This is a genomic window from Arthrobacter sp. NPDC093125, from assembly GCF_044754225.1.
GTDB lineage: Bacteria > Actinomycetota > Actinomycetes > Actinomycetales > Micrococcaceae > Arthrobacter.
Map to the genome: position 1 here is coordinate 52493 of NZ_JBIVOQ010000012.1, position 17085 is coordinate 69577.

Here is a 17085-nt window from a genome sequence, read left to right on the forward strand (position 1 = left end):
AATATCCGCGTATGCAGCGGATGTGCGGCGGTTCATTCACTGCACTGGAAACGGTGTTGGACGTAGGGTGAAGGGATGAATAGCTTCGACGGAGATACCACGGAACCCGGTGCCACGTCCTCGCCCGGGGCGGAGCAGCTGCTGCAGCCCGTTCCGGAGGGACAGCGCATTACCGTGATGCTCGCCGCCTTCGAGGGCTGGAACGACGCCGGGGAAGCGGCCAGCGATGCGTTGCGGTACCTGAACAAGCTGTGGGGCGGCAAGAAGGTCGCCTCCATTGATGCCGACGAATACTACGACTTCCAGTTCACCCGCCCCACGGTGCGGCGCACCGCGTCCGGCGAACGCAAGATCAAGTGGCCGTCCACGCGGATCTACAAGGCGACTGCACCCGGTACGAATGTCGACGTCATTTTCGTCCAGGGAACCGAGCCCTCCTATAAGTGGCGGGCGTACACGGCCGAGCTGCTGGTCCACGCCGAGGCACTCCATGTTGACTACGTGGTGCTGGTGGGGGCCCTGCTGGCCGACGTGCCCCATAGCCGTCCCATTCCGGTGAGCACGTCAACGGATGACGGCGCACTGCGGGAACGGCTGAACCTGGAAGCCTCGCAGTACGAAGGGCCCGTGGGCATCGTGGGGGTCCTCTCCGAGGTTGCCCTGCTTGCCGGCATTCCAACGGTGTCACTGTGGGCCGCGGTCCCGCACTACGTGGCGCAGGCCCCGTCGCCCAAGGCGCAGCTCGCGCTGCTGCACCGCGTCGAGGAACTGCTGCAGGTCCCGCTCGACACGCACGAGCTGGCTGAAGAGGCTGACGCCTGGGAGCGGGGGGTCAATGAGCTGGCCACCGAAGACCCGGAGATCGCCGCGTACGTCCGCCAGCTGGAAGAGGCCAAGGACACGGCAGACCTCCCCGAGGCCAGCGGCGAGTCCATCGCCAGGGAGTTCGAGCGGTACCTGAAGCGTCGGGGCAAAGACAAGCAGTAGGGCGCTTCAGGTCGCCCGGCGCCGTTACGGTCCCGCGCCCCTAAGTCTCGGCGGCTTAGAGTTCGATACCCAGAAGAGCGTCGACGGCGTCGCGCACCAGTGCCTGGTCGGCTGTGGACGGATCAGCATGGCCCGTCAGGGCCTGGTCGGCCCAGCGGTCGACGGCGGCCAGTGCAGCAGGTGCGTCAAGGTCGTTCGCCAGGGCGGACCGCATGTCATTAAGGAGCGGGGCAGCGGAGTCAGCCGGTGCAGCCGCCAGCGCCGAGCGCCAGCGGCCGAGGCGCTGTTTGGCGTCCGAGAATCCTTCGTCCGTCCAGGACCAGTCGGAGCGGTAGTGGTGGGCCAGGATCGCCAGGCGGATGGCAGCTGGCTCCTCGCCTGCGGCCCGGAGCTTCGAGACAAGGACAAGGTTGCCCTTGGACTTGCTCATCTTTTCGCCGTCGAGGCCGACCATTCCGGCATGGGCGAAATGCTTTGCGAGCGGGACGCCGGAGAGCGAGTAGGCGTGGCCGGCCCCCATTTCGTGGTGCGGGAACACCAGGTCCGAGCCGCCGCCCTGCACCGTGAACGGTGCCGGCAGGTATTCCTGGGCGATCACCGTACATTCGATGTGCCAGCCGGGGCGCCCCTCCCCCAGTTCCCCGCCGGGCCAGCTGGGCTCGCCGTCGCGCGCTACCCGCCACAGCAGCGGGTCGAGGGCCTGCCGCTTTCCGGCGCGGCCGGGATCCCCGCCGCGCTCGGCGAACAGCTCAAGCATTTCGGGTTCGGGGAGGCCGGACACGGCACCGAGCGTCCATGCGTCGACGTCGACAGCGTGCTTCCCGGCGGCTTCCACGTCGTAGTAGACGTCCCCGTCAGGTTCGCCGGGTGTCCCGTTGACACGGTAGGCAAGGCCCTGGTGGAGCAGCCGTTCGATGGCCGGGACGATGAGCGGCATGGCCTCGACAGCGCCGATGTAGTGGTCGGGAGGGAGGACATTCAGGGCCCGCATGTCCGTCCGGAAGAGTTCAATCTGGCTCTCCGCCAGTTCACGCCAGTCCACCCCTGTGAGGGTTGCCCGTTCCAGCAGGGGGTCATCCACGTCCGTGACGTTCTGGACGTAGGAAACCTGCTGCCCGCCGTCGCGCCAGGCGCGGTTCAAAAGGTCAAAGGCGACATAGCTTGCCGCGTGGCCCATATGGGTGGCGTCGTACGGCGTAATGCCGCAGACATACATGGACTGCCGGCCGTCTGCCTGGAGGCTGACCACTCCGTGCGCTGTCGTGTCGAACAGGCGAACGGCGGGCATTTCGCCGGGGAGCTCAGGAACGGGGCGGGATATCCAGGACTTCACAACCCAAGCCTAGTGCTAGGCGCTGATGACATTGAAACCGAGCAGCAGGTACAGGGCGAGGCCAAGGAAGATCCGGTACCAGACGAAGAGCCGGTAACTGCGGGTGGAAATGAACTTCAGGAACCAGCCGATGATGACGTACCCCACAACGAACGCGATGGCCGTCGCCAGGGCTGTCTCGGGTAGTCCGTAGGGTCCGCTCACGCCTTCCTTCGACACCACCTTGTACAGCTGGAACAGGCCGCTTCCGAAGACGGCAGGAATGGCCAGCAGGAAAGAATAGCGGGCCGCCGCTTCGCGGGTGTAACCCATCAGGAGCCCGGCAGTGATGGTGCCGCCGGAGCGGGACACCCCCGGAATGAGCGCCATGGCCTGGGCGAACCCGTAGAGGATGCCGTGCTTGTACGTGAGCCGGCCCAGGTCCCGGTCCTGTTTGCCGACGGCGTCCGCTACCGCCAGGATGAGGCCGAAGACGATCAGGGTGGTCGCGACGATCCACAGGCTGCGCAGCACGGATTCGATCTGGTCCTGGAAGAGCAGGCCCAGGACAATGATGGGCAGGCTGCCCAGGATGACCAGCCATCCCATCCGCACGTCGGGATCCTTGCGGGAGACGCGGCCTCTCAGCGAACCGATCCAGGCCTTTGCGATACGCACGATGTCGCGCCAGAAATAGACGATCACAGCGGTCTCGGTGCCGAGTTGGGTGATCGCGGTGAACGCTGCGCCCGGGTCGGCCGCATTGGGCAGGAATGAGCCCACAATCCTGAGGTGGGCGCTCGATGAAATCGGGAGAAATTCGGTCAGTCCCTGCACAAGACCCAGCAGGGCCACTTCAAACCAGTTCACGCTAAGACCCTACGTCATGCCACAGGTCGTTTCCCCGTAAGCTTGCTGCTATGCAGCAGCGTTACGTCGGCAACAGTGGGCTTCGTGCCTCCGCCCTCTCCCTCGGCACCATGTCATGGGCCCGCGAAACAGATGAACAGGACGCCGCAGAACTGCTGCACGACTTCGTTGACGCCGGCGGTACCCTGGTGGACACCGCCGCGTCGTACGCGGACGGCATGGCCGAGGCCATGCTGGGGGAAATGCTTGGCGACGTCGTCTCCCGCTCGGAAGTGGTGATCTCCACCAAGGCCGGCCTGTCGGCGTCGGACGCGCGGCAACGGGTGGACACCTCACGCAACGCCATGCTGTCAGCCCTGGACGCCAGCCTGACGCGGCTCGGGACCGACTATGTCGACATCTGGTTTGCCCAGGCATGGGACCGCAACGTTCCCTTGGACGAGACGCTCTCCGCGCTTGAACTGGCAGTGCGCAGCGGGCGGGCCCGTTACGCAGGGATTGCCAACTTCAACAGCTGGCAGGCGGCGAAGGCGGCCGCCATTGCCGGATTCCCCGTCGTGGCCAGCCAGTCCGAATACTCTCTGCTCCGGCGCAAGCCCGAAGAAGAGCTGATTCCCGCAATCGAGGATGCGGGGATGGGGCTGATGGCCTGGGCGCCGTTGGGCCGGGGCGTGCTGACCGGCAAGTACCGGGGACAGGTCCCTGCCGACTCCCGGGCGGCCGGCAGCCGCCTGGCCACCTATGTGGAGGTTTACCTGGAGCAGTCTGCGGCGCAGGTGGTGGAGGCCGTGGCCATGGCGGGCCGGGGGCTGGGCCGTTCCGCGCTTGATGTGGCCCTCAGCTGGCTGCTGTCGCAGCATGGCGTTGCCACGGCGATCATTGGGCCGAGGACGCCGGTGCAGCTGAAGGAGATCCTCGACGCACAGCTGACGCCGCTGCCTGCGGAGATTGCCAGGGCTCTTGAGGATGTATCGAGCAACCTGTCCTGAAGGTGAACGGGCTCTCCTGGGCAACCGGCTGTCGCAGGGAAGAGCCGGATCGGGCTTCCTAGTCCTCGACGATCTCCAGGTCGTCGTCATCCACCGGGCGCTCTTCGTCTCCCTCGTCTTCTTCCTCTTCGAAAACCTGAAGCGGGGTGACCTCGTTGTACGCCTCGTAGAGCGCGTCCTCGTAGACTTCAAAGGCATCTGCAACGGCGAAGAATGCTGCTTCGACAGCGGGGTCGCCGTCCCCCCTTCGCGTTGAGGCTGCTACCAGATGTTCTTCCAGGGCGGAGGTCAGGGACTGAAGCGCGACACGCGGATCGATGCTCATGACTTCACGTTAGCGGGAAAAGGACGAAAATGGAGGCAATGAAGGAACATTTTCTGACCAGCTCGGTCCTGCGGGAACGGGACTACGTGAAGCAGTACGAGTACCTCGTATTGACGGTTGGTCCTGACGACTCGCTGCCCGAAGCACGCCGTCGCCTGGTGGAACATTCTGAATACGGCAAGTGGGAACTGGAACGCAGCCGGCTGTATGTGGGCGGCGGACGCCGCTTCTGGCTCCGGCGCCGGGTCACGCAGGTCCAGCGGACGGTTTAGCAGGCTCTACGTCTCCAGCGGGCCGAGCCAGGCGTTGGCAACCGTGTTGTGGGCCGATTCGTCGTCCGACGGATGGAACATGCCCGCGAGGACATCGCGGTAGAGGCGCTCGAGTTCTGTCCCGCGGAAGTAGCTTGAGCCGCCGGAGACGCGGATGGCCAGGTCCACCACCGTCCGGGCTGTCTCCGTTGCACGCACCTTGAGTCCCACGAGCTTCGGGAACCATTGGCTGCCGTGGTCCGCGAGCTGGTCCACATCCCGCGCCACCTGGGACAGCTGGGGGTAGAGGGCGTCCATGGCCATCGCCGCCTCGGCAACCTTCCACCGGATATCCGGGTCCTGGGCATAACTCCGGCCGCCGTACTTGAACGACCTTCGGCGTTTCGCCGCGTCGACACCAAGGGTGAGGGCCCGCTCCCCGATGCCTGTGTACACCGCGGCAAGCAGTGTTTCAAAGCAGGCGAAGATGGCAAAGATCAGGGGGTCCGCGTTGGGCCCGACGGGCAGTTTCCGGAATATGCGGTCGGGCGGCACGGTGGCGTTACGCAGGACGGTGGTGTTGGACTGGCTGGCGCGCATCCCGAGCGTGTTCCAGTCATCGAAGATTTCGTAGCCGCGGGCAGCGCGGTCGATGAATCCGTGCACCAGCTCGCCGTCGCCGTTCCTGGCCGTGCTGTCCTTGCCGAAAATGCCGAGCCGGGTCCAGGCAGGGGAAAGGCTGGTGAAGATCTTGGTGCCCGTGAACGCATAGCTTCCGTCGGGAAGGGGCTTGGCCTCCGTCAGCGAGTCGAACAGGACGGAGTCGTTGCCGGCTTCCGAATTCCCGAAGGCGAAAAGCTCGCCGGCGGCGGCTTCCTTCAGGACGAAATCCAGGGAGGCATCGCCCCGGTCGGCCAAGACCCGGGCTACTCCCGTCCAGACCAGATGCATGTTCACTGCCAGTGCGGTGGCGGGCGCCGCCGTCGCCAGCCTCCGCTGGCAGCCGGCGACGCCTTGAAGCCCAAGCCCATGACCGCCGTCGGACGCTGCAACGAAAAGCTTCAGGTACCCGGCGGCGGTGAGCTCCTCGAGGTCTTCGAAGAAGAACTCATTCCGTGCGTCGTAACCGGCGGCCCTCCCCCGCAGGCGTTCCAGGAGGGAATCGGGCAGCAGCTCTTCCGGCTCCATGGCCAGCTCAGTAGTTGGTCAGCAGGGTGTTGAGCACCCGGGCGCCGAATTTCAGCGAGTCCACGGGAACGCGTTCGTCCACGCCGTGGAACATGCCGGTGAAATCCAGTTCGTCGGGCAGCAGCAGCGGGGCGAACCCGTAGCCGGTGATGCCCAGACGGCTCAGGGACTTGTTGTCCGTGCCGCCGGACAGCGTGTAGGGCAGTACCTTGGCACCGGGATCCTCGGAGTGCAGGGCATCGATCATGGAGTCCACCAGGTTGCCGGCGAAGGGAACCTCCAGCGAGACGTCGTTGTGCACGTAGCTGACGTCCACGCCTGTTCCGGCCAGTTCCCGGACGATCTCCAGGACCTGCTCCTCCTGTCCGGGCAGGGTGCGGCAGTCGATGAGCGCTTCGGCTGATTCGGGGATGACATTGTGCTTGTAGCCGCCCCGGAGCTGTGTGGGGTTGGTGGTGTTCTGCAGGGTTGCTCCGACGAAGCGGGCCACGGTTCCCAGCTCGTTGAGCAGCTTGTCCGGATTGTCCGGATCGAATTCGACGCCGGTGAGTTCTGTGACGCCGTCGAGGAACTGCCGGGTGGTGGGCGTCAGTTCAACGGGCCACTGGTGCCCGCCGATGCGGGAGACGGCGCTGGCGAGTCGCGTCACGGCGTTGTCCGTGTTGATCTGCGAGCCGTGGCCGGCACGGCCGTGGGCGACAAGCCGCAGCCACGAAAGGCCCTTTTCGGCAGTCTGCAGCAGGTAGGTGCGCTGGCCGCCGATGGTGGCGGAGAAACCGCCCACCTCTGAGATTGCCTCCGAGGCGCCCTCGAAAAGCTCCGGGCGCTTGTCGACGGCGTGCCGGGCGCCGTATGTTCCGCCTGCTTCCTCATCGGCGAAGAAGGCGAAGATGAGATCCCGCTTCGGTTTGCGGCCTGTGCGCGCGAAGTCCCGCATGACGGACAGGATCATGGCGTCCATGTCCTTCATGTCCACGGCCCCGCGTCCCCAGATGAGCCCGTCCTTCAATTCGCCGCCGAAGGGGTCCACGGTCCACTGGTCCTTCAGCGCCGGAACTACGTCCAGGTGCCCGTGCACCACGAGGGCGCTCGCGGAGGGGTCCTCGCCTGCCAGCCGGGTGACCACGTTCGCGCGCCCGGGCTCGGACTCAAAGATTTCGACGTCGAGCCCCACGTCGGTGATCAGTCCCGCAGCGTACTCGGCGGCGGCGCGTTCCCCCGGCCCCGATCCGTCCCCGTAGTTGGATGTGTCGATACGGATGAGCTCCTGGCAGATGTTGACGACTTCATCCTCGGGCCGGATCTGTGTCATTGATCACTCCTTGTGCTTGGCGGATCGCATTCAGGCGCGTGTTTCCGGGGTTTTCGCCTGCGGAACACGTAGCCTCAGCCTACCCACTCCGCCCGATTCCATCTTTCAGCAAAAGTCGTGTTAGAGTTTTTCTCGCTGCTTCGGAGAGAAGCGAACTGCTGAAAGGCGGATCGGAACCTCCGAAATACCACCTGCGCGGGTGGCGGAATGGCAGACGCGCTAGCTTGAGGTGCTAGTCCTCGAAAGGGGGTGGGGGTTCAAGTCCCCCTCCGCGCACAAAGGGAAAGCCCCTGGAATCCACGGATTCCAGGGGCTTTTTTGGTTAACCCACGTTCCCTCCTGGTCGACCTCGTTGCCTTCACGGACGCGGACGTCCGGGCCATCCTCCCTTTCATGGCATCGGTTGCCAGTTGCCGCCGAGCTCGCGGCTGTCGACTCGGGCCAGCTGTACGGTTTGGTGGTCAACCACAGCCGCCGGAGGTTGACTGTTGGGTACTCCAGCAGGTAGGTCTCCCCAGTTGGTATAGGCTCCAACGATGACTGACGGTGCGGTTGAAATCGCGTACACCAGTCGGGCAGCGGAGTACACGGAGCTGTTTGGATCGACTGACAAAGCCCATGAGTCCGATCAGCTGCTAATCTCCCGCTGGGCCCAGTCACTCCGTGGTCCGGCTATCGATGCAGGATGCGGCCCTGGGCACTGGACTGCCCTGCTAGGCAATCTTGGCGTTGCGGCAGAGGGTGTCGATCTCGTTCCTCTCTTTGTCGAACAGGCGCAATCGCGGTTTCCTAATGTCCAGTTTCGAGTAGCGACGCTCCGTGACCTGCGAGTCCCGGACGGACATCTGGCCGGTATCCTCGCCTGGTACTCCCTGATCCACTTTCCGCCGGCCGAGCTACCTTTCGTTTTCTACGAATTTTCTCGATGCATTAGTCCAGGAGGCAGCGTTCTTGTTGGATTCTTCGAGGGGTCTCCCGGCGAACCATTTGCGCACGCGGTCACGACTGCATACTCCTGGTCAATAGAGGCGATGAGTTTGCAACTTGCAGCCGCCGGCTTTGACGTCCAGGAAGCTCACGGCCGGAGAGTTCCCGGAATCCGCCCGCACGCAGCATTGCTCGCGGTCCGAAGTACCCGGGAAGTCCTGCCGCAACTTGCCGGTACCGAGACTATCCGCGAGCCCGGTTGGTACTCGCCGTGACCGGGACAAGCGCTCCAAGCCCCGGCACTCGGTGATCAAGACGGTAGCAACAAGTACTGTCCCCCAGACCGCGACGTAGCCAAAGCCGTGACAGGTGCCTAGTCTCTAATAGGGCATGGAAGAGAGGAACAGCCATGCGGACCGTAACCTACGGCGCGGCGTGCACTCTGGACGGCTTCATCGCCGGTAGCGACGGCGCCATCGACTGGCTCCACTACAGCCGCGACGTGGAGGAAGTCATGGCCCAGTACTGGTCCACGGTCGACGCTGTACTGATGGGCAGGAAGACATGGCAATTCGCGGCAGCTCATGGCGCGGTGGATGACGACAGCTCAGGGGGCAGCGGAATCCCCGAGGTGGCCACGTATCTGTTTTCCCGCACATTGCGTGAGGCTCCGGCCGGCGTGGAGCTTGTCGCCTCCGATGCCGGAGGCTACGTGAACAGGCTCAAACGGTTGCCGGGCAAGGGCATCTGTCTCATGGGAGGTGGCGAGCTCGCGAGCTCGCTCTTCGACGCCGGCGCCATCGATGAAGTGAGCCTGAACGTTCATCCGGTCCTGTTGGGGTCCGGCATCCCTTTCTTCCGGCCACTGCAGCGCCGTATCGGCCTTGAATTGGTGGAGTCGCGGACCATCCGGGGCGGCTGTGTGCTCATGACGTATCGGGTGCGGAACAGCGGTGCTACCCGATGACCCGTGCCTTGCCCGGCAGCCCGCGGGCCTGGTCGGCTGGCGGGAAGGCAGGCGTCGGAGCCGGAAGCGGAAGATCGACGTAGTACTCATCGCGAAAAGGTTGGGATGACCCTGTACCTGCGCTCCTGACCCCACAAATGAGGGGTAGAAACGGTGGCTGCCTCTCGGGTGGCACACGCGTTTCCCAGTGTAAGAAGGTGAAACTTCTTGTGTCCCTGAAGCTGAAGGTAGCCGCTAACCCGCCGCTTCAGAACGCCGGGTCCGGAAATGCATTCCCCCTGCAGCACCCCGGACCCGGCGGACACACTTCCCGCGGACCGACCTGGAGTAGGAAGCAGCCCCGGAAATAGGCGCTCTGACATGACTTGGAAAAGCGCACCCTCATGATCCAAGCTGGCCCGCGGTCCGTGTTGTAGCCGGACTTCAGCTGGACGTCCATGATCCCCTGCACGCCGACATGCTGGCGGCAGGCGCGAGTCGCAGTGGCGCCAGTCTTTCTTGATCCAGTATTGATCGTCCATCGCGGGGTCCTTGATGGTTCCCTAGGAGACTGTTCTTACCCGCAAGGAGACCGGTCATATGCAGCACCATCGACTTGGCCTTCACCGGCGCAGTGCTCCGGTGAAGGCCAGGTACCCTACACGTCCCCTCCGTCGTCTGTCGCCCCCAAGCAGCGGCGGAGGGGGCCCAAGCGGAAGGCAAGCCGCCATGACAACAGCAGCAGGAATGACACAGGCGCCCGGCACCATGGGCCCTGTCACTGCCAGTCGGGAAGGAGCAGCCAGTGCAAAAACAACTGCCGAATGAGAGACCGAAACCGGCACTGGAAGCACAGCACCTCCAGCAGCTCTCCGAAGAGGCCTCAGTGGAGGTCGCCGAGTCATTCGCTGCGGACTACGCAGACCTCCTCCCCCGGCGCGTTGAACGGGTCGTCCGCACCGTCAGTGTCCGGGACCGGGATATTGCCATGGACGCTTCCCTGAGCCTGAAAACAACATCGTGGCTGGCGGGGGCGCTCCGAATGAACCAGCTGTGCCGCGAACTCGAGCTGGCCCTGGCTTTGGCCGACTGGGCCGCCGCAGCGTCCTCAGCTCAGGACATCGCAATGCACCTGCCCCGCCTGCAAGACGCCCTCTCCAGCCGGCCGAGCCTCGCCCCTGCAGTTGTATTACGACATTGACCCGCGGCTGATGCTGCTGTTGACCCGGGTCTTCGGCCGCAAGGGCGAGCATACGGACGCAACCATTGAACTCACGGTCGTGGTCGACGGAACCATCATCTCGGCTCGGTCGTATCTGAACAGGCTTGGGCGCGGAGACAGAAAGATCAGATAGGCACAAGCAGCCACCTTATCGTCGAGGCCCTCGACTCCGTCGCCGAACAGGAACTCGGCGCAGCGGACGAAGCGGCAGTCAGCCCGCTGTTGCAGAAGCCAAACCGGTACATCCACTTCCTTGGCCCCGTGCTGGTGTCGGGGGAAACAGAATCCGCATGCAGGCAACCAGAGTAGACCTCCGAAATGTCTCCGCGTGGAACATGGGCCACATTCCCGGCGACTAGGAAGCATGGATGCCCGTCAGGGGAGGCAGTCTTCATCCCCTGCGCTGAGGGATCTTGACCGGTAGCGAGGCGTCCTGCCGAACTCGGGCGCTGCGCCGACACCTGCGTTGCCGGACACTCCGGGCCGGGACGCGTTCGCCCAGCATCCCCGGGCCCGGCGGACAATCTTTGAGCCGCTAGGGCCGGCGGCGGCGTTCCGGCCGCGGCCGTGTTTCATAGTGAACCCGCCGCTGTGCCATCCGTTCCGCTTTGCGCTCCTGGCGCCGTGCCTGCCGCTCGGGCCGGTCTATTCGGGTAAGTAACACCAGGATGGTGCCGGTCCAGACGACAGCAATTGCAAAAACCAGCACGATCGCTTCCTCGGGGCGCATAAATAATTTTAGGTCGGGAAGACGACGAAAGCTTGGAAAAAATTCGGACGGACGCACGCTGTCCCCTCAAACATGGGGTGCAAACGACCGCCGACTCCCAGCTGCCACCCGCTCATCCCAATGCGGCCGTTCCAGACTTGTGGTGTCCCTGAAGCCCACGGGAGCCGCGACCTGTCGCTTCAGACAGCCGGGCCTGGAGCCTACCCTTGTTACTCCAGGCCCGGCGGACCTCGCAGACCGGTGTCAGCAGTCGGTGCGGGAGTCCGCGCTCCTGACTGCGCAGCCGCGCAGTGACAGACCATCGACAAGGGCCCCAAGCAGGCTTTGCCTTGCGTGGCAAGAATCCGACGACGATGACGGCGAGGTGTGGGAAATGGGCGCCCAGGATGATGTTGCTGTGGCAGCAGTGGAGGCAAAAGAGGGGTGCACTCGAGGGGCAAGGGAATACCGGGCGCAGGACTATCCGAATTTACGGATCCATCAACTTACTGCCCGGTAAGGGTTATCTTCGCCAACGGGAGCAGTTAGGCTTCCAGGTGGCCGGGGAAGCGTCCCCCGGGCCCGAAGCACCCAGAGGACCAGCTCCATGGCAAACACAGTGACTTTTTCCGTGACTACCATGCCCAAGTCGGGCTCACAAGGCAGTTTCCGCGACACCGTCCAGAACCTGCGCACAGATCAGCTTGAGGACTGCTTCCTGTCCGTCTTCCACATCAGTGACTCCTATGCCCTGCTCAACGGTGAGGCCCTCCCCGGTGCACACACAGCCTCCAACGCCGCGCTCCGCGCTTATCTGGCCCACCGGCTTAGCGGTGACGGCGCCCTCCTGGATTTTGATGTGAAAATCGATCGCGCCTCGGAGTGCGCCCGCTCCCGCTCCTAGTCCATGGCCATGGAGGCCACGGCCGAGGTTCCGGCAGGTCATGGATGACCGCTGTGGCTGGCACCGGCCGGCCCGCCCTTCCCGGCATTGGTCCTCCTGTTGACCAGCCATGTGATGACCCAGAGCAGGACACCGATGGCCATCAGTCCGCCCGCAATTTGATACTGGATGACGTTGCGGCCCACCCAGGGACCGGCGAGGAAAGCACACAGCAGCGCCGCGACGATCGGCAGCGGCCCTGGGGACGTGAAGAAGACCTTGCGGTCAGGGTCCCTTTTGCCGCGGAGCACGACGCACGCAACATTGACCACGGTAAACACGCACAGCAGCAGGAACGCCGTTGTGCCCGACAGGTTCGCCACGATATTGCTTTCGGGATCACCGGTGACGTACCAGATCAGACCCAGCGCAAGGACGGTTGAGAACGCGATCCCGGCCCAGGGCGTGCGGCGGGTCGGCAGCACTTTCCCCAACGGCCGCGGCAGGACGGCCTGCCGGGCCATCCCGTAGATGAGCCGGCTGGCCATCAACATGTTGATCAGCGCAGTGTTGGCGACGGCGAAGACAGCAAGGAACGGAAAAACCCTGTCAATCGGGAAGTCCGGGGAGCCCTTGTGCACGACCTCCAAAAGCGCGGCACCTTCAGCCTCCCTGATCCCCTCAAGTTCGGTGGGCGAGAGCACGCTGACAACGGAAACGGCGACCAGCATGTAAAGGATCACCGCCACGCCGAGGCCGGTCAGCATGGTCCGGGGGAAGATGTGTTCGGGGTTCTTCGTTTCCTCGACCATGTTCACGGAGTCCTCGAAGCCCACCATCGCAAAGAAGGCGATGGAGGTGGCCGCTGTGACTGCCAGGAATAGTCCTTTGTCCTGGTAATCGGTGAAGACAGTAATTTCCCCAGCGTTGCCCGTCCCCTGCGCCATGACATAAAAACCGACGCCGATGACGATGCACAGGGCCGTCATCTCGACCAGTGTGAGGACGACGTTGAACTTTACGCTCTCCCCCACGCCGCGCAAATTGATCGCAGCCAGCAGCAGCATGAAACCGAGTGCAACTGCCGTGATCACGCTCTGGTCCGGCACGGCCATCCAGCCATTGATCTCCAGGCCACCGAAAAAGTTCTGGGCGAGCACATTCGCAGACGTTGAGGCACTCGTGATGCCGGAGCAGACGACGGCGAACGCAACCAGGAAGGTCACGAAGTGAATTCCGAACGCCTTATGCGTGTACAGCGCTGCACCCGCCGCCTGGGGGTATTGCGTCACAAGCTCCAAATAGGAAAACGCCGTCAGCGTGGCGACGACGAATGCCAGCAGGAACGGCAGCCAGACGATGCCGCCGACAGTCCCGGCCATGGTTCCGGTGACCGCATAGACCCCGGCACCCAGGATGTCGCCCACAATGAACAGGAGCAGGAGTTTGGGCCCCAGGACACGTTTGAGCTCAGGTTCGGTGCCTTCAGCAGATGTGTCGTGCAGTTCGTCAGAGGTGGTGCTCATGGTGACCTCCACAGCGTGTTCGGCCCCTTCGGCGGCCGCCGCTGCCGGTTCCGGGCCTTGATGTGACTTACTTCACTCTGGCCCTCCACTATCACTTTGGCAACAGCGGCCCGGGAACAGTCGGATGCGGACTCGTCGGCTCCCATTCCTGACGGGCAGTGTCCCGGCATAGACTGCCCGTGTAAGCGAAGATGCTGCCACCTCAAGGACGGCCTCATGACCGTGATCGACCCGGAATTGCTGACCTTTGAGTACAAGCTCCGCTACCGGGGCGTTCCAGGAATGGAGCATGTCCCGCGGGACTATCCGATGCGATGGGAGATTACCGTCACGACTGGCGGCGGGACGCCTGGCAGCGCGGCAGGGGCAGAAGACTCTGCGCACGAGGGCGGCGCTGCGGAGGGCGAAGAAGTGCCGGTGGGCAACGCCGTCGTCCAGGTCGTTCCGAAAGCCGGAATGATCAATCTGTTCGTCACGACGGACGGCGCCGACCCGGACATGGCACGGATCGCGGAGATGCTCACTGCCGAGCGCCCGGACCTGGTCACCGAGTACCTGCAGGACGGCGGCGACCTGATGATCGTTTCCACCCTGGAGATCCTCCCTGAGTACCGGGGCGGGCGGATGGGATACACCTTCCTCCACGCCATCGTCGAAACCGTCGGCCGGTCCGTGGACCTGGTAGTCGTCCATGCCGTGCCGGCCGCGGGCGATGGCTCTCCCCCGGAGGGCTCGGCCGAGTATGAAGAGGCCAAAGCCACGCTGAAGGCGTACTGGCAGGACTTCGGGTTCGAGGAGGCAGCCGGAGAGTATCTGGCCTTCGCCAAGAAGAGGCTTCTGGAATAGCCCGACGTCGAAAGGCCCCGCGCGTGCGGAGCCTTTCAGATTTTTGTGCCTGGACTTTCAGTACTCAGACGCGTTCGCTGATCCGGTCAGGCTGATCAGCAGCGCTCTTTTCCATTCGGGCGAGGTAGGCCCACATCCTGGATTCCTCTGTCTGCACCTGAGGCTCCGGGGCCTTGTCCGGCCTCGTCTCCTGGCTGTCTTCGGTTTCCCGGGCGCGATCCTTCCTGTAGCTCCGCCACCCCTCGCACGATGAATAGCACATCACCGACCTCCTTAGTGTGGGTGTGCTTAAATCCTCCTCCCATTCCGCCGCCGCGTCGAGACTCAGGAGTACGCCGAGACTCAGGAGAGCGGGACGCCAGGAAGGAAACCGGAGATCAGGACAGGCGCGCCCGGACGATCTCGCTGACGGCTTTGCCGTCGAAACGTCCGGCAACCCGTGCCGTCACAGGCTTCATCACGGCGCCCATGTGCCGCAGTGACAACTCGGCGCCCTCCGACCTGAGGGCTTCGATGGATTCATCCACGATTGCCTCGACCTCGGCTGCCGTGAGCGGCCGGGGCAGGTACGCCTCAATGACTTCGGCCTCGGCAACTTCCGCTGCAGCGCGGTGGCTCTCTCCCGCTTCCGTGTAAATCCGGGCGGTGTCGCGGCGTTTCCCGGCCTCCTTCTGCAGCAGAGCCGTGACCTGGGCGTCATCCAGTTCCACCGGCGTCTTGCCCGACTTCTCACGCGTTTCGATCTCCCCGAGGACATTGCGGACCGTGGTGAGGGCCACCTTGTTGCGATCCTTCATGTGGGCGACAACGTCGGCGTGCAGGCGTTCCTTCAATGTGCTCATGGCTTCCTTATCCAGCAGTAGCGGTACCGCAAGGGCGTGGGTAATTCCATCGTGCACCTTAAGCGGCCAGCGCACATCTCCCCCGCCTGCCGGCGGTAGCCTTGATCCCTATGGTTTATTTCGCCCCCGCAGTCCAGACCGTGCCCGAGGAATGGTGGAACCGGATCGCCGCAGGTTTCGCCCGGTCCGAGGTTCCTGCGGTCACCGTTACCGAACTGCTCACCGTCGTCCTGGTCGCCGTCGTCCTTTCCGTCCCGAGCGCAACGTGGCGGTACTTCGGACTGTTCGCGACGGTGACTCACGAACTCGGACATGCGTTTGCGGCCCTCACCAGCGGCCAACGTCTGGGCGGGATCAAGCTGAGGCTCAACCACTCCGGCACCACCACCTCCTTTACCCGAGGGCGCTTCGCGGCAGTGTGGTCAGGATTTTGGGGCTATCCGGTCCCCGGCGTCACGGGTGCCGCACTGGTCTGGTCAGGGTTCAACGGCTGGGGCCCCGCCGCGATGTCTGCCGGGCTGCTTGTTCTGCTTGCATCGATGATCTTCATCCGCAATGCGGCCGGCGTACTTATCCTGCTGGCCACAGTGCTCTGTGCCGGCGCACTGGTCCTCGCAGTGCCGTCAGCTTTCACGGGGCACGTGGCCATCATCCTGGGACTTGCCCTGCTGGTGGCCGCCGTCCGGGACCTGGCCAAGCTCACGAACGTGCACCTCCGCCGGCGCGACCAGCTGGCCACCTCGGACGCGTACATCCTGTACCGCGCGACGGCGGTGCCGTCCGGGGTCTGGATCGCCCTTTTCTCCCTCGTTGTGGCCGCTTCATGGGCTGTTGCCTGGCAGCCGATGTCGCGGATCTTCGCAGGGGGCGCTTAGTGTGGGTTCATGAACGAGTATCCCAGCAGCGTCAAGGAATACAGCACCAAGGGCGCCTACGTCACCGGCGGTGAATTCAACCGAGACACGAACTACATCGAGGACCGGATCACCCGTGACGGACACCCCGGGCCCAACGGCGAGCCGGGCTGGCCTGTGGAACCGGGCCGCTACCGGCTGATTGCTGCCCGGGCCTGCCCCTGGGCCAACCGGACAGTCATCGTCCGACGCCTGCTGGGATTGGAGGACGTCATCTCGCTCGGCCAGCCCGGCCCCACGCATGACGCCCGTTCCTGGACCTTCGACCTCGACCCCGACGGCAAGGATCCCGTCCTCGGCATCGAGCGGATCCAGGATGCGTACTTCCGGCGGTTCCCCGACTATCCGCGCGGCATTACCGTTCCCGCCATCGTCGACATCGCCAGCGGTGCGGTTGTGACCAACAACTACCCGCAGATCACGCTCGACTTCTCCACGGAGTGGGTTGACTTCCACCGGCCGGGCGCGCCACAGCTTTATCCGGAACACCTCCGGACTGAAATCGACAGCGTCAACAAGCGCGTCTTCACCGAGGTGAACAACGGCGTTTACCGGTGCGGTTTCGCCGGCTCCCAGGAAGCATACGACGCCGCCTACGAGCGCCTATGGACGGCCCTGGACTGGCTGGAGGAACGGCTGGGAGGGCAGCGGTATCTCGTGGGTGATTCCATCACCGAGGCTGACATACGGCTCTTCACAACGCTGGCGCGGTTCGACGCCGTCTACCACGGGCACTTCAAGTGCAACCGGAACAAGCTCAGCGAGATGCCGAACCTGTGGGGCTACGCGCGGGACCTGTTCCAGACCCCGGGCTTCGGGGACACCATCGACTTCGTGCAGATCAAGCAGCACTATTACATCGTCCATGAGGACATCAACCCGACCCGCATCGTTCCTGCAGGACCCGATCTGTCCGGGTGGCTCACTCCGCACGGCCGGGAAGCGCTGGGCGGGAGCCCCTTTGGCGAAGGAACCCCGCCTGGGCCTGTCCGGGCCGGGGAAGAAGTCGCCCCCGGGCACGGAGCCGGCTGACGGC

18 protein-coding genes and 1 tRNA gene are annotated in these 17085 nt (G+C 64.2%); 11 read left to right on the forward strand and 8 right to left on the reverse strand.

Annotation, left to right across the window (positions count from 1 at the left end; genetic code table 11):
- The first annotated feature begins 75 nt into the window (after positions 1-75).
- Complete coding sequence (locus ACIP9X_RS17610; protein ID WP_400481048.1) at positions 76-987, forward strand: PAC2 family protein; 912 nt, start codon at positions 76-78, stop codon at positions 985-987.
- Between the two features lie 55 nt (positions 988-1042).
- Here ACIP9X_RS17610 and mshC read toward each other — a convergent pair whose 3' ends face one another.
- Both mshC and ACIP9X_RS17620 read right to left on the reverse strand, forming a co-directional pair.
- Positions 1043-2320, reverse strand: coding sequence for a cysteine--1-D-myo-inosityl 2-amino-2-deoxy-alpha-D-glucopyranoside ligase (gene mshC / locus ACIP9X_RS17615; protein ID WP_400481049.1), 1278 nt, complete (start codon positions 2318-2320; stop codon positions 1043-1045).
- A 15-nt stretch (positions 2321-2335) separates the two neighbouring features.
- Entirely contained in the window at positions 2336-3169 is an 834-nt protein-coding gene (locus ACIP9X_RS17620; RefSeq protein WP_400481050.1) for an undecaprenyl-diphosphate phosphatase, read from the reverse strand.
- Between the two features lie 50 nt (positions 3170-3219).
- Here ACIP9X_RS17620 and ACIP9X_RS17625 point away from each other — a divergent pair, with 50 nt between their 5' ends.
- Positions 3220-4158, forward strand: coding sequence for an aldo/keto reductase (locus ACIP9X_RS17625; RefSeq protein ID WP_400481051.1), 939 nt, complete (start codon positions 3220-3222; stop codon positions 4156-4158).
- Positions 4159-4216: 58 nt separating this feature from the next.
- Here the strand turns inward: ACIP9X_RS17625 and ACIP9X_RS17630 are convergent, their stop codons facing one another.
- Complete coding sequence (locus tag ACIP9X_RS17630; RefSeq protein ID WP_400481052.1) at positions 4217-4483, reverse strand: hypothetical protein; 267 nt, start codon at positions 4481-4483, stop codon at positions 4217-4219.
- A gap of 38 nt (positions 4484-4521) precedes the next feature.
- Here ACIP9X_RS17630 and ACIP9X_RS17635 point away from each other — a divergent pair, with 38 nt between their 5' ends.
- Complete coding sequence (locus ACIP9X_RS17635) at positions 4522-4755, forward strand: DUF5703 family protein (protein ID WP_400481053.1); 234 nt, start codon at positions 4522-4524, stop codon at positions 4753-4755.
- A gap of 6 nt (positions 4756-4761) precedes the next feature.
- Here the strand turns inward: ACIP9X_RS17635 and ACIP9X_RS17640 are convergent, their stop codons facing one another.
- Together ACIP9X_RS17640 and ACIP9X_RS17645 are read right to left on the reverse strand one after the other, a co-directional pair.
- The gene (locus ACIP9X_RS17640) at positions 4762-5922 is read right to left on the reverse strand and encodes an acyl-CoA dehydrogenase family protein (protein ID WP_400481054.1); all 1161 of its coding nucleotides are present in this window, start codon (positions 5920-5922) and stop codon (positions 4762-4764) included.
- Between the two features lie 7 nt (positions 5923-5929).
- The gene (locus ACIP9X_RS17645; RefSeq protein ID WP_400481055.1) at positions 5930-7234 is read right to left on the reverse strand and encodes a M20/M25/M40 family metallo-hydrolase; all 1305 of its coding nucleotides are present in this window, start codon (positions 7232-7234) and stop codon (positions 5930-5932) included.
- Between the two features lie 193 nt (positions 7235-7427).
- On the opposite strand from ACIP9X_RS17645, the gene ACIP9X_RS17650 reads away from it, so the two are divergent.
- The 4 genes from ACIP9X_RS17650 to ACIP9X_RS17665 all read left to right on the forward strand — a co-directional run bounded on the left by ACIP9X_RS17650 (position 7428) and on the right by ACIP9X_RS17665 (position 10308).
- Positions 7428-7510, forward strand: a tRNA-Leu gene (locus ACIP9X_RS17650).
- Positions 7511-7770: 260 nt separating this feature from the next.
- Complete coding sequence (locus ACIP9X_RS17655) at positions 7771-8436, forward strand: class I SAM-dependent DNA methyltransferase (protein ID WP_400481056.1); 666 nt, start codon at positions 7771-7773, stop codon at positions 8434-8436.
- A 134-nt stretch (positions 8437-8570) separates the two neighbouring features.
- Complete coding sequence (locus ACIP9X_RS17660) at positions 8571-9128, forward strand: dihydrofolate reductase family protein (protein WP_400481057.1); 558 nt, start codon at positions 8571-8573, stop codon at positions 9126-9128.
- A 784-nt stretch (positions 9129-9912) separates the two neighbouring features.
- On the forward strand, positions 9913-10308 hold the full coding sequence (locus ACIP9X_RS17665) for a hypothetical protein (RefSeq protein WP_400481058.1): 396 nt from the start codon (positions 9913-9915) through the stop codon (positions 10306-10308).
- Positions 10309-10864: 556 nt separating this feature from the next.
- Here ACIP9X_RS17665 and ACIP9X_RS17670 read toward each other — a convergent pair.
- The gene (locus ACIP9X_RS17670; RefSeq protein ID WP_400481059.1) at positions 10865-11116 is read right to left on the reverse strand and encodes a hypothetical protein; all 252 of its coding nucleotides are present in this window, start codon (positions 11114-11116) and stop codon (positions 10865-10867) included.
- Between the two features lie 529 nt (positions 11117-11645).
- Between ACIP9X_RS17670 and ACIP9X_RS17675 the strand changes: the two genes are divergently transcribed.
- Positions 11646-11942 (forward strand): hypothetical protein, encoded by a 297-nt coding sequence (locus ACIP9X_RS17675; RefSeq protein WP_400481060.1) that lies wholly within the window; start codon positions 11646-11648, stop codon positions 11940-11942.
- A gap of 38 nt (positions 11943-11980) precedes the next feature.
- Here the strand turns inward: ACIP9X_RS17675 and ACIP9X_RS17680 are convergent, their stop codons facing one another.
- Positions 11981-13447: an APC family permease gene (locus ACIP9X_RS17680; RefSeq protein WP_400481061.1), complete on the reverse strand. Its 1467-nt coding sequence runs from the start codon at positions 13445-13447 to the stop codon at positions 11981-11983.
- A gap of 216 nt (positions 13448-13663) precedes the next feature.
- Between ACIP9X_RS17680 and ACIP9X_RS17685 the strand changes: the two genes are divergently transcribed.
- Entirely contained in the window at positions 13664-14293 is a 630-nt protein-coding gene (locus ACIP9X_RS17685; RefSeq protein WP_400481062.1) for a hypothetical protein, read from the forward strand.
- Between the two features lie 377 nt (positions 14294-14670).
- Here the strand turns inward: ACIP9X_RS17685 and ACIP9X_RS17690 are convergent, their stop codons facing one another.
- Positions 14671-15135 carry a GatB/YqeY domain-containing protein gene (locus tag ACIP9X_RS17690; RefSeq protein WP_400481063.1) on the reverse strand — a complete coding sequence of 155 codons (465 nt, stop codon included), beginning with the start codon at positions 15133-15135 and terminating at the stop codon, positions 14671-14673.
- 110 nt (positions 15136-15245) lie between these two features.
- Between ACIP9X_RS17690 and ACIP9X_RS17695 the strand changes: the two genes are divergently transcribed.
- Positions 15246-16010 carry a M50 family metallopeptidase gene (locus ACIP9X_RS17695; RefSeq protein ID WP_400481064.1) on the forward strand — a complete coding sequence of 255 codons (765 nt, stop codon included), beginning with the start codon at positions 15246-15248 and terminating at the stop codon, positions 16008-16010.
- 9 nt (positions 16011-16019) lie between these two features.
- On the forward strand, positions 16020-17081 hold the full coding sequence (locus ACIP9X_RS17700; RefSeq protein WP_400481065.1) for a glutathione S-transferase family protein: 1062 nt from the start codon (positions 16020-16022) through the stop codon (positions 17079-17081).
- Positions 17082-17085: the final 4 nt, after the last annotated feature.

What these genes read in the sequence shown, in the direction of transcription:
- ACIP9X_RS17675 (WP_400481060.1), top strand. Translation starts at nt 11,646, where the DNA reads ATGGCAAACACAGTGACTTTTTCCGTGACTACCATGCCCAAGTCGGGC.
- ACIP9X_RS17690 (WP_400481063.1), bottom strand. Translation starts at nt 15,135, where the DNA reads ATGAGCACATTGAAGGAACGCCTGCACGCCGACGTTGTCGCCCACATG.
- ACIP9X_RS17630 (WP_400481052.1), bottom strand. Translation starts at nt 4,483, where the DNA reads ATGAGCATCGATCCGCGTGTCGCGCTTCAGTCCCTGACCTCCGCCCTG.
- ACIP9X_RS17680 (WP_400481061.1), bottom strand. Translation starts at nt 13,447, where the DNA reads ATGAGCACCACCTCTGACGAACTGCACGACACATCTGCTGAAGGCACC.
- ACIP9X_RS17655 (WP_400481056.1), top strand. Translation starts at nt 7,771, where the DNA reads ATGACTGACGGTGCGGTTGAAATCGCGTACACCAGTCGGGCAGCGGAG.
- ACIP9X_RS17645 (WP_400481055.1), bottom strand. Translation starts at nt 7,234, where the DNA reads ATGACACAGATCCGGCCCGAGGATGAAGTCGTCAACATCTGCCAGGAG.
- ACIP9X_RS17635 (WP_400481053.1), top strand. Translation starts at nt 4,522, where the DNA reads ATGAAGGAACATTTTCTGACCAGCTCGGTCCTGCGGGAACGGGACTAC.
- ACIP9X_RS17695 (WP_400481064.1), top strand. Translation starts at nt 15,246, where the DNA reads ATGGTTTATTTCGCCCCCGCAGTCCAGACCGTGCCCGAGGAATGGTGG.
- ACIP9X_RS17685 (WP_400481062.1), top strand. Translation starts at nt 13,664, where the DNA reads ATGACCGTGATCGACCCGGAATTGCTGACCTTTGAGTACAAGCTCCGC.
- ACIP9X_RS17640 (WP_400481054.1), bottom strand. Translation starts at nt 5,922, where the DNA reads ATGGAGCCGGAAGAGCTGCTGCCCGATTCCCTCCTGGAACGCCTGCGG.
- ACIP9X_RS17660 (WP_400481057.1), top strand. Translation starts at nt 8,571, where the DNA reads ATGCGGACCGTAACCTACGGCGCGGCGTGCACTCTGGACGGCTTCATC.
- ACIP9X_RS17610 (WP_400481048.1), top strand. Translation starts at nt 76, where the DNA reads ATGAATAGCTTCGACGGAGATACCACGGAACCCGGTGCCACGTCCTCG.
- ACIP9X_RS17700 (WP_400481065.1), top strand. Translation starts at nt 16,020, where the DNA reads ATGAACGAGTATCCCAGCAGCGTCAAGGAATACAGCACCAAGGGCGCC.
- ACIP9X_RS17625 (WP_400481051.1), top strand. Translation starts at nt 3,220, where the DNA reads ATGCAGCAGCGTTACGTCGGCAACAGTGGGCTTCGTGCCTCCGCCCTC.